The sequence below is a fragment of the Mycobacterium sp. ML4 genome (assembly GCF_054515735.1).
In genome coordinates, this window is the sequence record NZ_JBTNSY010000010.1 from 78563 (window position 1) to 91383 (window position 12821).

Here is a 12821-nt window from a genome sequence, read left to right on the forward strand (position 1 = left end):
ACCGAAAGGACCTCCCAGTGAAGGTGGTTGTGATGGGCTGCGGCCGGGTCGGTTCCTCGCTGGCAGACGGGCTGTCGCGAATCGGCCATGACGTGGCGGTCATCGATCGCGACAGCGCCGCATTCAACCGGCTCAGCCCCGAGTTCGACGGCGACCGGGTGCTCGGCCAGGGTTTCGACCGCGACGTACTGCTGCGGGCGGGCATCGAAGGGGCCGACGCGTTCGCCGCGGTGTCCTCCGGCGACAACTCGAACATCATCTCGGCGCGCCTTGCCCGGGAGACGTTCGGGGTGCGCCGGGTGGTGGCGCGGATTTACGACGCCAAGCGCGCGGAAGTCTACGAACGGCTGGGCATTCCGACGATCGCCACCGTGCCGTGGACCACCGATCGCCTGCTGAACGCCCTCACCCAGGAGACCGAGACCGCCAAATGGCGAGATCCCACCGGCACCGTCGCGGTCGCTCAGGTGGTGCTGCACGAGGACTGGGTCGGCCGCCGCGCCACCGACCTGGAACAGGCCACCGGCGCCCGCGTGGCGTTCCTGATCCGCTTTGGAACGGGCATCCTGCCCGAACCCAAGACCGTGCTGCAGGCGGGCGACCAGGTCTACGTTGCCGCCATTTCGGGCCGCGCCGCCGAAGCCGTGGCCATTGCCGCCCTGCCGCCGAGCGAGGACCTGGACAAATGAAGCGCGGAAAAGCGAACGTCGACTTGCCCTGTTTCCAAGCCGGGGTTGTGGGGGTACCACCCGCTTGCGGGGGAGAGTGGCGCAGATGAAGGTAGCTGTTGCCGGGGCCGGGGCGGTCGGGCGCTCGGTCACCCGTGAACTCGTCGCCAACAAGCACGACGTCACGCTGATCGAGCGCAACGCCGACCATCTCGACACCGATGCGATCCCCGCCGCCCACTGGCTGCTCGGCGACGCCTGCGAGCTCAGCCTGCTCGAGAAGATGCACCTCGAGGATTTCGATGTGGTCGTGGCCGCCACCGGTGACGACAAGGTGAATGTGGTGCTCAGCCTGCTCGCCAAGACCGAATTCGCGGTGCCGCGGGTGGTGGCCCGGGTCAACGACCCACGCAACGAATGGCTGTTCACCGACGCGTGGGGGGTCGACGTGGCGGTGTCCACCCCGCGCATGCTGGCGTCGCTGATCGAGGAAGCCGTCGCCGTGGGTGACCTGGTGCGGCTGATGGAATTCCGCAAAGGCCAGGCCAATCTGGTCGAGATCACCCTGCCCGATGACACGCCGTGGGGCGGCAAGCCGGTGCGAAAATTGCAGCTGCCGCGCAATGTCTCGCTGGTGACTATCCTGCGCGGACCGCGGGTGATCGTCCCGGAGGGCGACGAACCACTCGAAGGCGGCGACGAGTTGTTGTTCGTCGCGGTCACCGAGGCGGAGGAAGAACTGCGCAGCCTGCTGCTGCCGAGCACCTGACGTCGTCAGCCGGTCGCGGCGGCATCTCCGTCGATCTCGGCGGTCACCGCGTGCTCCACGGCCGGAACTGCCCGCAGTACGGCTTTGATCGCCCAGTAGGTCACCAGTGCCGCCAGCGCGGTCAGGGGCCAGCCCATGGCGATCCGGGTCACACCCAGCCACCCGGTCTTGCCGAGCTCGTAGAGGTGGCCCTGGACGCCGAAGCGCGCCACGAATACCAGCGTCCAGCACAGCGTCGCGAGGTCGAATGCGTAGACCGCCCGCGGCACGTCGCGCCAGCCGTTGTCGCGGCCACTGGCCCAAGTCCACAGGTAGCCGACCACCGGACGGCGGATCAGAATCGACAGCCCGAAGATCACCGCCCAGAACAAAGACATCCAGATGCCCAGCAGGAAATATCCTTTGGACTGTCCGACCAGGTAGGCGATGAGCGCGCAGACCGCCACCCCGAAGAATCCGGAAACCGCCGGCTGCACGGAGTCTCGGCGGACCAGCCGCCACAGCAGCACCAGCGTCGCCGCCGCGACCGCGGCGCCGATCGCCGACAGCAACCCGGCGATGCTGGAGGCGATCACGAACGTCACCACGGGCAACGACGAGTAGACGAGGCCGCTCACTCCACCGGCTTGCGCCAGCAGGCGGTCGGAGCTGAAACGGTTAGCGCTCACGGGTATTCGACGTGCCTCGGTTGCCAGAATCCGGAAATCGTCACCGCTGAATTTCGTAGTGCGGGTTGTAAATGGCTTTGGCGCCGTTTTCCATCTTGCCCATCCGGCCCCGCACCCGCAGGGTGCGTCCGGACTCGATGCCGGGGATACGCCGCTGTCCCAACCACACCAGCGTGACGGTGTCACTGCCGTCGAACAACTCCGCGCGGACGCCTCCCGAGCACCCCTTACCGTTCGTCTCGACGCTGCGCAGCGTGCCCACCATCGTGACCTCCTGGCCGCGCTGACAGTCGATGGCGCGCTGCGCGCCCGTATTGAGGACTTCGTCGGAGAGTTCTTCGACGTCGCGTTGCTCCGGGTCTTCCGTCAACCGACGGGTGAGCCGGCGTAGATACCCTTGGGCCCCCATGGCCACTCCTGACACTTCGACGTCGTTGAGAAAGCTATGTTCTAAAGCAGCATTCCACCATGCCAACGGTCACCGTAGACCTCTTGGTTCCCCGATGCCATACAGACGAAACTACTGATTCCGGGCGGCGCCGGGTACCAGGCACTATGGAAATCGTGATCTTCGATCTGCGCGGTGTCACAACGGTGTTGCTGCCGGGTACCGGGTCCGACGAAAATTACGTTGACCGGGCCTTTTCGGCTCCGTTGCAGGCAACCGGTGCGGTGTTGATCACACCGGCCCCGCAACCCCGTCAGCTCATCGCGGGATACGTTGCGGCGCTTGACGAGGCAGCGCGCTGCGGCCCGATCGCGGTCGGCGGTGTGTCGATCGGTGCCGCGGTGGCTGCCGCGTGGGCGCTGGCCCGTCCGGAGCACACCGTCGCCGTGCTGGCCGCCCTGCCCCCCTGGATCGGGGACCCCGGCTCGGCACCCGCAGCGCTGGCCGCGCACTACACGGCGTCGCAGTTGCGCCGCGACGGTCTGGAAGAAACGACGGCGCAGATGCGGGCCTCGAGCCCACGGTGGCTCGCCGACGAACTGGCGCGGTCGTGGCGTGCCCAGTGGCCGCAGCTACCGGACGCGATGGAAGACGCGGCGTCCTACGTCGCGCCGAGTTGCTCGGAGCTGGTGCGCCTGGTGCCGCCGATGGGCGTGGTGGCCGCGGTCGACGACCCGATCCACCCGTTGCAGGTCGGCGTCGACTGGGTGACCGCTGCACCCAGGGCAGCGCTACGCACGGTGACCCTGGACGAAATGGGTGCGCAGCCGGACGCCCTGGGAGCGGCCTGCCTGGCCGCGCTCGCCGAAGCCGGCGAACGTTAGCCGCCGGTTGAGGTGCTGCGCAGCTGCTGCATCGCCGATCCCTCGGCGCCACGACGCGCGGCCGGCTCACCGGAGGGGGGTTGCGATTCGGCCTGTCCGGCAGCCTGCTGAGCGGCCGCCTCGCGTAGCTGCTGGGCCATCGGCTCGGGCAGCTGCACCGGCAGCGGCGTGCGCACCGGCAGCGGCGTATCGCCACGCCGAACGACGGTGTCCGCCAACGCTTCCCGCGCCTCGTCGGTCAGGGCGTCGATGGTCTCGTGCGGCCCGTTGACCACACACCGGATCATCCATCGGTAGCCGTCTACTCCGATGAAGCGCACTGCACCGGCGGCGGTGCCGACCACTTCGCGTCCCCACGGCCCGTCCTTGATCGACACTTTCGCGGAGTCCTTGCGCAACGAATCCGCCAGCTCGCCGGCCACCTCGCGCCACAGACCGGCGGTCTTGGGAGCCGCATAGGCGGCGATGGTGTAACGCCCGTTCGGCGTGACCACCCAGACTGCACTGGGCACCCCGGTCTCGGTCAACTCCACCTGAACCTGCCCTGCCGCCGGCATCGGAATCAACACCGAACCCAGGTCAAGCCGGGCCACCTCGGCGGCCGCGGGATCGTCGAAGTCCTCGATGTCGAACGGCCCCTCGAGCGACTCCTCGCTGTCGCCGGCGTCCTCGACGGGCGGGTCGACCGGCGCGGACGCCTGGTCGTCCGAAGCGCTGTCGTTCTTGCGTGTGCGCCTACCGAATGCTGGCATCAGCGCCGCTCCTTTTCATCGCTTCGCTCTGGGTCGTCCGAGGGTCATCACAAACTCGCATGTCCGCCGGAGGAGCCGTGGCCCCCGTCGCCACGGGACGTTTCGGCCAGACCGGCCTCGTCGAACGACGAGACCTCCACCAGCTCGACCAGCTCGACCCGCTGCACCAGCAACTGGGCGATGCGGTCGCCGCGATGCACCACAATCGCGGTGGTGGGGTCGAGGTTGATCAGCGCGACCTTGATTTCGCCACGATATCCCGCATCGATGGTGCCGGGACTGTTGACGATCGACAGCCCGACACGGGACGCCAGTCCAGAACGCGGATGTACCAACCCGACCATGCCGAGCGGGATGGCTACCGCGATGCCGGTGCGCACCAGAGCCCGGTGACCCGGCGCCAGCTCGACGTCTTCGGCGCTGAACAGATCAACACCGGCGTCACCGTGGTGAGCGCGGCTGGGCATCGGAAGCCCGGGGTCGAGACGGACTACGGCCAGACTGGTCGACACGGGGGCACAGACTACCCTTGACCGCGTGTCCGATACGCGCGTCGCGCCGCAAAGTTTGCGATATCGCGAGCGGCTGTGGGTGCCCTGGTGGTGGTGGCCGCTGGGATTCCTGCTCGCGGCGATCATCGCGTTCGAAGTCAACCTGGGCATTCGGTCGCTGCCCGACTGGTTGCCGTACGCGGTGCTGTTCGCCGTCGCCACAGGAGTGCTGCTCTGGCTGGGCCGCGTCGAGATACGAGTCACCGCCGACGACGGCGGCGTCGAGCTGTGGGCAGGGCAAGCCCATCTGCCGGTCACCGTGGTCTCCCGGTCCGCGGAGGTCGTGCGCAGCGCCAAGTCGGCGGCGCTGGGCCGCCAACTCGACCCGGCGGCCTACGTCCTGCACCGGGCTTGGGTCGGCCCGATGGTGCTGCTGGTCCTCGACGATCCCGACGATCCGACCCCGTACTGGATGGTGAGCTGCCGTCACCCCGATCGGGTGCTGTCAGCACTGAGAAGCTGAGTGCGGTCCTCAGGCCGCGCAATCGGTACAGATCATCACGCCGTTCTTCTCGCTGGCCAGCCGGCTGCGGTGTTGGACCAGAAAGCAACTGGAGCAGGTGAATTCGTCGGCCTGCTTCGGAATCACGCGCACCGACAGTTCTTCACCCGAAAGGTCGGCACCAGGTAGTTCGAAAGACTCGGCGGACTCGGATTCGTCGACGTCAACCACGGCTGACGCCGCCTCGTTCCGTCGCGCTTTGAGCTCCTCCAGCGAATCCTCCGAGACATCGTCGGTCTCGGTACGCCGCGGAGCGTCGTAGTCGGTAGGCATCTTTTCCCCGTCCTTATCCCCTCAGGGCCCTCATAAGCTCAAGGAACGCTTTGTACCAGCGTCGAACGCGTGCACCAAATGATTCGTGCCCGTATTGCGGACGAATTGACTGTGATTTGCGTCACACCGTTGGATTAGCCCCTGCACTTGGCCTTAAACCGTGCGCTTACGTAGCGATTACAGTGCAGGTGTGGTCGCACACATCACCGAGGGTACCGCCTTCGACAAGCACGGACGGCCCTTCCGGCGGCGTAATCCCCGCCCCGCCATCATCGTCGTCATCTTCCTCGTGGTGGTGACCGGCGTGGTGTGGACCGTGGCGCTCACCCGACCGGGGGACGTCCGCGAGGCGGCGGTGTGCAACCCACCGCCGCAGGCGAACGGGGACGCGCCGGCCGCCAAGCTCGGCGAGCAGGTGTCGCGGACGGAGATGATCGACGTCACCCCCGCCAAACTCAGCGACACCAAGGTCCGCGTTCTCAACGCCAGCGGCCGAGGCGGCCAGGCCGGCGACATCGCCGGTGCCCTACAGGATCTGGGCTTCGCGCAGCCCACTTCCGCCAACGACCCGGTCTATGCCGGCACACGCCTGAACTGCCAGGGTCAGATCCGATTCGGGACAGCGGGGCAAGCCACCGCCGCGGCGCTGTGGCTGGTTGCGCCGTGCACCGAACTCTTCCATGACAGTCGCGGTGACGACTCGGTGGATCTCGCACTAGGCACCGAGTTCAGCTCACTGGCCCACAATGACGACATCGACGCCGTACTGGCCACCCTGCGGCCCGGGGCCACCGAGCCGGCAGATCACGCACTGCTGGCCAAGATTCACGCCAACAGCTGCTGACAGGTCACTGGATCGGATCCAGCGCACCCGCCCGCCCCAGGGCCGTCAGCAGCGAATCGGCGATGCCGGGGGCTGCGGCGACGACCAGGCCTGCCCCGTCCGCATCCGGCGGCGGCAGGATGACCCGCGCCCCCGCCTCCGCAGCGATCAGAGCGCCGGCGGCGCAATCCCACACCTGCAGACCATGCTCGTAGTACGCATCCAGTCGGCCGGCTGCGACCATGCACAGGTCTAGGGCCGCCGAGCCGATGCGCCGCACGTCGCGCACCACGGGCAGCAGCTGGGCCACCAACTCGGCCTGACGAACCCGGCGGTCCGGTGAATACCCGAACCCGGTTCCCAGCAACGCCATCGAGAGCTCGGCCACGTCAGTGCAGCGCAGTTCCTGCCTACCGTGCCCGTCGCTGACGTGCGCCCCCAGGCCTTTCGCGGCGGAATACACCCGGCCGGCAACGACGTCGGCCACCGCGCCCGCCACCGATACGCCGTCAATTTGTGCGCCGACCGATACCGCGTAGGCAGGGATGCCGTAGACGAAATTCACCGTCCCGTCGATGGGATCGAGCACCCACGTGACCGTTCCCCAGGCATCGCCCGCGGGATCCGCGCCGCCTTCCTCACCGAGTATCGGGTCACCGGGGCGAAGTTCGGCCAAGCGTTCCCGCAGTAGTTGCTCGGTTTCGGTGTCGACCACCGTCACCGGATCGGTCGGGGTGGTCTTGGCGCGAACCGCGTCGGAACCGGTCGCGGGTTCGGCGCCGCGACCGAAGACCTCAGCGCGCCGGCGTCGCACGAACGCCGCCGCCTCGGTGGCGACCGTGACGGCCACCTCACGCAGCCGCGCGGGCTCAGCGAGAGGTTTGTCGAGTCGAGTCACCGGTCTATCGCACCACAGCCGCCGACTCGGCGGCGGATGCAGCCCGCCTCACCCCGTTTGCCGTGCCGGGGCGCTATAAGGTGGGCGAACCACCAAGTCTCGCCGAGGAGATTTCGATGACCAGCACCGTCTCTGGGACCGACACCGGTATGCCGCAGCGCCGCGGATTCGGCATAGACGTCGGCGGTAGTGGCATCAAGGGCGCCATCGTGGATCTGGACACCGGACAGTTGATCGGCGACCGAATCAAACTGCTGACGCCGCAGCCGGCCACCCCGGACGCGGTCGCCAAGACCATCGCCGAAGTCGTCAACGGTTTCGGCTGGACCGGCCCGCTCGGGGTCACCTATCCCGGTGTGGTCAGCCACGGCATCGTGCACACGGCGGCCAATGTGGACAAGTCCTGGATCGGCACCAACGCTCGCGACATCATCAGCGCCGAACTCGGAGGTCGGGACGTGACGATCCTGAATGACGCCGACGCGGCGGGGCTGGCCGAGGAACGCTACGGCGCCGGCAAAGGGCACGAGGGTTTGGTTGTGCTGCTGACCTTCGGCACCGGCATCGGCTCGGCGCTCATCCACAACGGCAAGCTGATTCCCAACACCGAGTTCGGCCACCTCGAAGTCGGCGGTATGGAAGCCGAGGAACGAGCCGCGTCATCGGTCAAGGAACGCGAACACTGGAGCTACGAGAAGTGGGCGAAACAGGTGACCAGAGTGCTGGTCGCCATCGAAAACGCGATCTGGCCCGATCTGTTCATCGCCGGCGGCGGGATCAGCCGCAAGGCCGACAAGTGGGTGCACTTGCTGGAAAACCGCACGCCCGTGGTGCCCGCCGCCCTGCGGAACGCGGCCGGTATCGTCGGGGCCGCCATGGCATCGACCGGCGACGTGACGCACTGAATTTGTCCGCTCGGCCGGTACAAGGGCGCGGTGAAGTTACAATGGTCGTCGGCGGCCGCCCAAACCGATAGCGAGCGATACCACGCTGATATCAAACGCCGACATTCGACATAGCAGACACTTTCGGTCAACCATGCCCAGACCCACCGGAAGTGCGTCCGACCGAAGGGGTGTATGTGGCAGCGACCAAGGCAAGTGCGTCAACCGATGAGCCGGTGAAGCGCACCGCCGCGAAGTCCCCCGCCAAGCGCACGGCGGCCAAGGCCGCCGGCAGCTCCGCTCCGGCAAAGCGGGCCGCGAAAACCGCAGAGCCGGCATCCGAAGGTGCGGCACCCAAGAAGACCCGGGCCAAGGCCGCCGCAAAGGCACCGGCAGCCAAGCTGCAGGACGCCGACGTGCTGCTCGACGCCGACGTCACCATCGAGGGCGCTGAGGAGCTCGACGCCGACATCGACGTGGAGCCTGGTGACGATCTGGAGATCGACGCCGCCGATCTGAGCCTCGACGAACTGGAAGTCGAGGTGGCCCCGGACGCCGGGGAACTCGACCCGGGTGACGCCGACGATCCCGAGGAGGCCGAGGCCGTGACGCCGGCGGTGGTCACCGCCGCCCCCGTCGAGGAAGACGAGGAGATCGCCGAACCGTCCGAAAAAGACAAGGCCTCCGGCGATTTCGTCTGGGACGAAGACGAATCCGAGGCGCTGCGTCAGGCCCGCAAGGACGCCGAACTCACCGCATCCGCCGACTCGGTCCGTGCCTATCTCAAGCAGATCGGCAAGGTGGCGCTGCTCAACGCCGAGGAAGAAGTCGAGCTGGCCAAGCGCATCGAAGCCGGCCTCTACGCGACGCAGCTGATGATGGAGCTCAACGATCGGGGCGAGAAGCTGCCCGCCGCCCAGCGCCGCGACATGATGTGGATCTGCCGGGACGGCGACCGCGCGAAAAACCATCTGCTGGAAGCGAATTTGCGGCTGGTGGTGTCGCTGGCCAAGCGCTACACCGGCCGCGGCATGGCGTTCCTGGACCTCATCCAGGAGGGCAACCTCGGTCTGATCCGCGCGGTGGAGAAGTTCGACTACACCAAGGGCTACAAGTTCTCCACCTACGCGACGTGGTGGATCCGCCAGGCCATCACCCGCGCCATGGCCGATCAGGCCCGCACCATCCGTATCCCGGTGCACATGGTCGAGGTCATCAACAAGCTGGGCCGCATCCAGCGCGAGCTGCTGCAGGATCTGGGCCGCGAGCCCACCCCTGAGGAACTCGCCAAGGAAATGGACATCACGCCGGAGAAGGTGCTCGAGATCCAGCAGTACGCCCGCGAGCCCATCTCGCTGGATCAGACCATCGGCGACGAGGGCGACAGCCAGCTCGGTGACTTCATCGAAGACAGCGAGGCTGTCGTCGCGGTCGACGCCGTGTCGTTCACCCTGTTGCAAGATCAGTTGCAGTCGGTGCTGGACACGCTGTCAGAGCGCGAGGCCGGCGTGGTGCGGCTGCGCTTCGGACTCACCGACGGCCAGCCGCGGACCCTGGACGAGATCGGCCAGGTATACGGGGTGACCCGGGAGCGCATCCGCCAGATCGAATCCAAGACGATGTCCAAGCTGCGCCACCCCAGCCGCTCGCAGGTGCTGCGCGACTACCTGGACTGAACCTCGTCGTGGAGTGACAGTGCGCAGGTGTGCCGTGTGCCAAAGCAACCCAAGACCGCGTGGGCGACCACGGAGCACACCAGAGGCAGGTTGCTGCGCACCCAAGCACAGCTACCAGCAGATGCGGTGCGGGTAAACCCGTAAACCCCTCGTACTGTGACGCCATGTCAGCGAGCCGCCAGAACGTTCCGTCGAATTCCGAGTTCGAATCGATCGTCGGATATTCCAGAGCGGTACGCCTCGGACCGGTCGTTGCCGTGGCCGGCACCACCGGCAGCGGCGACGACATCGCCGCTCAGACGCGAGATGCCCTGCGCCGCATCGAGATTGCGCTCGGGCAGGCCGGGGCGGTGCTGGCCGACGTCATCCGCACCCGCATCTACGTGACCGACATCTCCCGGTGGCGCGAGGTCGGTGACGTGCATGCTGAGGTCTTCGGCGATATCCGTCCGGTGGCCACCATGGTCGAGGTGTCGGCGTTGATCGCACCGGAGCTGCTGGTGGAGATCGAGGCGGATGCTTACCTCGGGCCCTGATTGGATGGGCAGGCCGCAAAGCTGCCATCGGCCCCCGGCAAGTACGCCTCCCACTTCATCACGGCGGCTACCGGCAGTGGACCGTACAGATGCGGAAACAGCATCGACTCCGGGTCGGTCGGCACACCTGGCTCCCATCGGACAGGCGCGTCGACGGACGACGGGTCGACATACAGCAGCACCATGTCCGTGCGGCCGCGGTAGAGGCGGTTCGCCGGCAGATGCACCTGCTCGAGCGTCGAGAGATGGACGAATGCCTGCCCGCCCGACCCGTCGGACTCGGGAGCTATCCAGCCCAGCTCCCGGGCCGACGCCCACTCCTGCTCAGAGCACAAACGCACCAAGAATTCGGCAGTTGGCACCACGGTGATTAACCTCCCCCAATTGCGGGCAAATATGCGTGAGAAACGACACACCTGATAACGGTCGGGGAACAAGGCGAAAACTCCGAACGTCTGACAGAGTGAAATTATCGCCAGAACGGAGGAGCCATGAACGCAACTCTGACCAGTCCCGAGCTAACTCGTGCAGACCGCTGCGATCGCTGCGGCGCTGCGGCCCGGGTACGTGCCAAGCTGCCCTCGGGCGCTGAGCTCCTCTTCTGCCAGCACCACGCCAACAAGCACGAAGCCAAGTTGGCCGAGCTGGCGGCGGTGCTGGAGGTCAGCGGCCAGTAATTGCCGCAAAACTCGCCCGGCTCAATGCTGTCGGTGCGAGGTTTGATCGGCAATGCTGGACGGGTATGAACAACCAGGTCTCCAAACCGTCCCGCCACCACATTTGGCAAATCAGCCGAAGGACGCTGTCCAAGGCTTGGGACGATTCAATTTTCTCCGAATCGGCGGAAGCCGGTTTTTGGACCTGCCTTTCGACCCCGCCACTGCTGCTGGGAATCCTGGGCACGCTGGCCTGGGTGGCTCCGCTGTTCGGGGCCGACACGTTACACGCCATCATCAAGAGCACGTTGTCCTCGGCCCGCAACTTTTTCTCTCCCAACGTGGTGAACGAGATCATCGAACCCTCTATCCGCGACATCACCACCACCGCGGGCGGCGAAGTGGTGTCGGTGGGTTTCCTCATCTCGCTGTGGGCAGGCTCCTCTGCCATCTCGTCTTTCGTCGACGCGGTGGTGGAGGCCCACGATCAGACTCCGCTGCGCCATCCGGTGCGGCAGCGGTTTTTCGCGCTGTTTCTGTACATCGTGATGCTGACCTTCGTGGTGATCACCGCGCCGGTGGCCGTGGTGGGACCGCGCAAGGTGAGCGAACACATCCCGGTGGGCCTGCAGAATCTGCTGCACTACGGCTACTACCCGGCGCTGATCCTCGGCCTGATGGCCGGCGTCACCGTGCTCTACCGCGTGGCCCTGCCGGTACCGCTGCCCACACACCGGCTGATCCCCGGCACCGTGCTGGCCGCGGTGGTGTTCCTGGTCGCCACCCTGGGCCTGCGCATCTACCTGCGTTGGATCGGCAGCACTGGCTACACCTACGGCGCGCTGGCCACGCCCATCGCGTTCTTGCTGTTCGCGTTCTTCGGTGGCTTCTCGGTCATGATCGGCGCCGAACTCAATGCCGCCATCCAAGAGGAGTGGCCGGCGCCGGCCACGCACGCGCACCGGCTGCGCAACTGGATCGTTCGTCGTAGTGCCGCGCTGTCGGGCGCATCCGAGCCGGCACTACCCCACTCCGACGCCGCGGCGACCGAACCGATCGCTGACCCGGTGGAACCGAAAACCTGATCAACCTTTTTTGAGCCGCTCGTAGATCTGCTTGCAGTCGGGGCACACCGGCGAGCCGGGCTTGGCGGCGCGAGTGACGGGAAATACCTCGCCGCACAACGCGACGACGTGACTACCCATGACCGCACTCTCGGCGATCTTGTCCTTCTTGACGTAGTGGAAGTACTTCGGAGTGTCGCTGCCGGTCCCGTCGTCGGTGCGTTCGCGGACGTCGGTGCGCTCGATCGTCTGGGTGTCCATCCCTCACATTGTGCCTCCTGAGCAGCCGTCTGACACCGGGGGAACCGCAATCTGTCCAGGTGTGACACAGTGGACGTATGAAGCGCGGCCCCGAGTTCGATGGGTTCGACCAGGAGGGCCGGCCGGTGCTGATCACTGCGGCCGCACCCTCCTATGAGGTACAGCATCGGGCGCGCGTGCGTAAGTACCTGACCATCATGGCGTTTCGCATCCCGGCACTTTTGCTGGCGGCCCTCGCTTACGGAGCCTGGCACAACGGTCTCATCTCGTTGCTGATCGTGGCAGCTTCGATTCCGTTGCCGTGGATAGCCGTTCTGATCGCCAACGATCGACCGCCGCGCAGCGCCGACGAGCCACGACGCTTCGAGCACACTCGACAGCGCACCCCGTTGTTCCCCACGGCCGAGCGTCCGGCGCTCGAGCAACGGCGACACTTTGCGCCGCGGCCGGACGCCCAGACGATCGACCCGGACGGTTCCGACTAGCCGTCCCCTCGCGCACCTTCTCAGGACATTCTCAGGTCGGGGCCGTATTTCTGCACGTCACAGGGTGTGAGATGGCGGCGGCG

The 12821-nt window shown here is 66.6% G+C and carries 19 protein-coding genes; 11 read left to right on the top strand and 8 right to left on the bottom strand.

The window, feature by feature from the left end:
• Positions 1-17 precede the first annotated feature (17 nt).
• Positions 18-689: a potassium channel family protein gene (locus ACX9NE_RS13325; protein ID WP_459362078.1), complete on the top strand. Its 672-nt coding sequence runs from the start codon at positions 18-20 to the stop codon at positions 687-689.
• An 85-nt stretch (positions 690-774) separates the two neighbouring features.
• On the top strand, positions 775-1437 hold the full coding sequence (locus ACX9NE_RS13330; RefSeq protein WP_459362077.1) for a potassium channel family protein: 663 nt from the start codon (positions 775-777) through the stop codon (positions 1435-1437).
• 5 nt (positions 1438-1442) lie between these two features.
• Here ACX9NE_RS13330 and ACX9NE_RS13335 read toward each other — a convergent pair whose 3' ends face one another.
• On the bottom strand, positions 1443-2105 hold the full coding sequence (locus tag ACX9NE_RS13335) for a DUF3159 domain-containing protein (RefSeq protein ID WP_459362076.1): 663 nt from the start codon (positions 2103-2105) through the stop codon (positions 1443-1445).
• A 40-nt stretch (positions 2106-2145) separates the two neighbouring features.
• Entirely contained in the window at positions 2146-2514 is a 369-nt protein-coding gene (locus ACX9NE_RS13340) for an OB-fold nucleic acid binding domain-containing protein (protein ID WP_459362075.1), read from the bottom strand.
• Positions 2515-2669: 155 nt separating this feature from the next.
• Between ACX9NE_RS13340 and ACX9NE_RS13345 the strand changes: the two genes are divergently transcribed.
• The gene (locus ACX9NE_RS13345; RefSeq protein ID WP_459362074.1) at positions 2670-3377 is read left to right on the top strand and encodes an alpha/beta hydrolase; all 708 of its coding nucleotides are present in this window, start codon (positions 2670-2672) and stop codon (positions 3375-3377) included.
• Here ACX9NE_RS13345 and ACX9NE_RS13350 read toward each other — a convergent pair.
• Both ACX9NE_RS13350 and dut read right to left on the bottom strand, forming a co-directional pair.
• On the bottom strand, positions 3374-4129 hold the full coding sequence (locus tag ACX9NE_RS13350; protein WP_459362073.1) for a DUF3710 domain-containing protein: 756 nt from the start codon (positions 4127-4129) through the stop codon (positions 3374-3376). The genes ACX9NE_RS13345 and ACX9NE_RS13350 overlap by 4 nt on opposite strands.
• Positions 4130-4176: 47 nt before the next feature.
• On the bottom strand, positions 4177-4641 hold the full coding sequence (dut, locus tag ACX9NE_RS13355; RefSeq protein ID WP_459362072.1) for a dUTP diphosphatase: 465 nt from the start codon (positions 4639-4641) through the stop codon (positions 4177-4179).
• 25 nt (positions 4642-4666) lie between these two features.
• Here dut and ACX9NE_RS13360 point away from each other — a divergent pair, with 25 nt between their 5' ends.
• Positions 4667-5143, top strand: a complete 477-nt coding sequence (locus ACX9NE_RS13360) for a DUF3093 domain-containing protein (protein WP_459362071.1) — start codon at positions 4667-4669, stop codon at positions 5141-5143.
• Positions 5144-5152: 9 nt separating this feature from the next.
• On the opposite strand, the gene ACX9NE_RS13365 is transcribed toward ACX9NE_RS13360, so the two are convergent.
• Positions 5153-5455 carry a DUF4193 domain-containing protein gene (locus tag ACX9NE_RS13365; protein ID WP_003919098.1) on the bottom strand — a complete coding sequence of 101 codons (303 nt, stop codon included), beginning with the start codon at positions 5453-5455 and terminating at the stop codon, positions 5153-5155.
• A gap of 190 nt (positions 5456-5645) precedes the next feature.
• Between ACX9NE_RS13365 and cei the strand changes: the two genes are divergently transcribed.
• Positions 5646-6299, top strand: coding sequence for an envelope integrity protein Cei (gene cei / locus ACX9NE_RS13370; protein WP_459362070.1), 654 nt, complete (start codon positions 5646-5648; stop codon positions 6297-6299).
• Between the two features lie 4 nt (positions 6300-6303).
• On the opposite strand, the gene ACX9NE_RS13375 is transcribed toward cei, so the two are convergent.
• Entirely contained in the window at positions 6304-7176 is an 873-nt protein-coding gene (locus ACX9NE_RS13375; protein WP_459362069.1) for an inositol monophosphatase family protein, read from the bottom strand.
• A 116-nt stretch (positions 7177-7292) separates the two neighbouring features.
• On the opposite strand from ACX9NE_RS13375, the gene ppgK reads away from it, so the two are divergent.
• From ppgK to ACX9NE_RS13390, 3 genes are all read left to right on the top strand, one after another.
• Positions 7293-8081, top strand: coding sequence for a polyphosphate--glucose phosphotransferase (ppgK, locus tag ACX9NE_RS13380; RefSeq protein WP_459362068.1), 789 nt, complete (start codon positions 7293-7295; stop codon positions 8079-8081).
• Positions 8082-8257: 176 nt separating this feature from the next.
• Positions 8258-9736, top strand: a complete 1479-nt coding sequence (locus ACX9NE_RS13385) for an RNA polymerase sigma factor (protein WP_459362067.1) — start codon at positions 8258-8260, stop codon at positions 9734-9736.
• A 164-nt stretch (positions 9737-9900) separates the two neighbouring features.
• On the top strand, positions 9901-10272 hold the full coding sequence (locus ACX9NE_RS13390; protein WP_459362066.1) for a RidA family protein: 372 nt from the start codon (positions 9901-9903) through the stop codon (positions 10270-10272).
• Here ACX9NE_RS13390 and ACX9NE_RS13395 read toward each other — a convergent pair.
• A complete protein-coding gene (locus tag ACX9NE_RS13395) occupies positions 10257-10643 on the bottom strand; it encodes a DUF952 domain-containing protein (RefSeq protein WP_459362157.1) in 387 nt (128 codons plus the stop codon). The two genes, ACX9NE_RS13390 and ACX9NE_RS13395, sit on opposite strands and share 16 nt — an antisense overlap.
• 120 nt (positions 10644-10763) lie before the next feature.
• Between ACX9NE_RS13395 and ACX9NE_RS13400 the strand changes: the two genes are divergently transcribed.
• Positions 10764-10949, top strand: a complete 186-nt coding sequence (locus tag ACX9NE_RS13400) for a DUF7455 domain-containing protein (protein ID WP_055578419.1) — start codon at positions 10764-10766, stop codon at positions 10947-10949.
• 65 nt (positions 10950-11014) lie between these two features.
• A complete protein-coding gene (locus tag ACX9NE_RS13405; protein WP_459362065.1) occupies positions 11015-12013 on the top strand; it encodes a YihY/virulence factor BrkB family protein in 999 nt (332 codons plus the stop codon).
• Here the strand turns inward: ACX9NE_RS13405 and ACX9NE_RS13410 are convergent, their stop codons facing one another.
• The gene (locus tag ACX9NE_RS13410; RefSeq protein ID WP_459362064.1) at positions 12014-12253 is read right to left on the bottom strand and encodes a DUF3039 domain-containing protein; all 240 of its coding nucleotides are present in this window, start codon (positions 12251-12253) and stop codon (positions 12014-12016) included. It abuts the gene before it with no gap.
• 77 nt (positions 12254-12330) lie between these two features.
• On the opposite strand from ACX9NE_RS13410, the gene ACX9NE_RS13415 reads away from it, so the two are divergent.
• The gene (locus ACX9NE_RS13415) at positions 12331-12738 is read left to right on the top strand and encodes a DUF3099 domain-containing protein (RefSeq protein WP_459362063.1); all 408 of its coding nucleotides are present in this window, start codon (positions 12331-12333) and stop codon (positions 12736-12738) included.
• Positions 12739-12821: the final 83 nt, after the last annotated feature.

Bases quoted from the DNA above. Each gene is read 5' to 3' on its own strand.
- ACX9NE_RS13330 (WP_459362077.1), top strand. From the start codon at position 775: ATGAAGGTAGCTGTTGCCGGGGCCGGGGCGGTCGGGCGCTCGGTCACC.
- ACX9NE_RS13340 (WP_459362075.1), bottom strand. From the start codon at position 2,514: ATGGGGGCCCAAGGGTATCTACGCCGGCTCACCCGTCGGTTGACGGAA.
- ACX9NE_RS13350 (WP_459362073.1), bottom strand. From the start codon at position 4,129: ATGCCAGCATTCGGTAGGCGCACACGCAAGAACGACAGCGCTTCGGAC.
- ACX9NE_RS13365 (WP_003919098.1), bottom strand. From the start codon at position 5,455: ATGCCTACCGACTACGACGCTCCGCGGCGTACCGAGACCGACGATGTC.
- ppgK (WP_459362068.1), top strand. From the start codon at position 7,293: ATGACCAGCACCGTCTCTGGGACCGACACCGGTATGCCGCAGCGCCGC.
- ACX9NE_RS13390 (WP_459362066.1), top strand. From the start codon at position 9,901: ATGTCAGCGAGCCGCCAGAACGTTCCGTCGAATTCCGAGTTCGAATCG.
- ACX9NE_RS13400 (WP_055578419.1), top strand. From the start codon at position 10,764: ATGAACGCAACTCTGACCAGTCCCGAGCTAACTCGTGCAGACCGCTGC.
- ACX9NE_RS13405 (WP_459362065.1), top strand. From the start codon at position 11,015: ATGAACAACCAGGTCTCCAAACCGTCCCGCCACCACATTTGGCAAATC.
- ACX9NE_RS13410 (WP_459362064.1), bottom strand. From the start codon at position 12,253: ATGGACACCCAGACGATCGAGCGCACCGACGTCCGCGAACGCACCGAC.
- ACX9NE_RS13415 (WP_459362063.1), top strand. From the start codon at position 12,331: ATGAAGCGCGGCCCCGAGTTCGATGGGTTCGACCAGGAGGGCCGGCCG.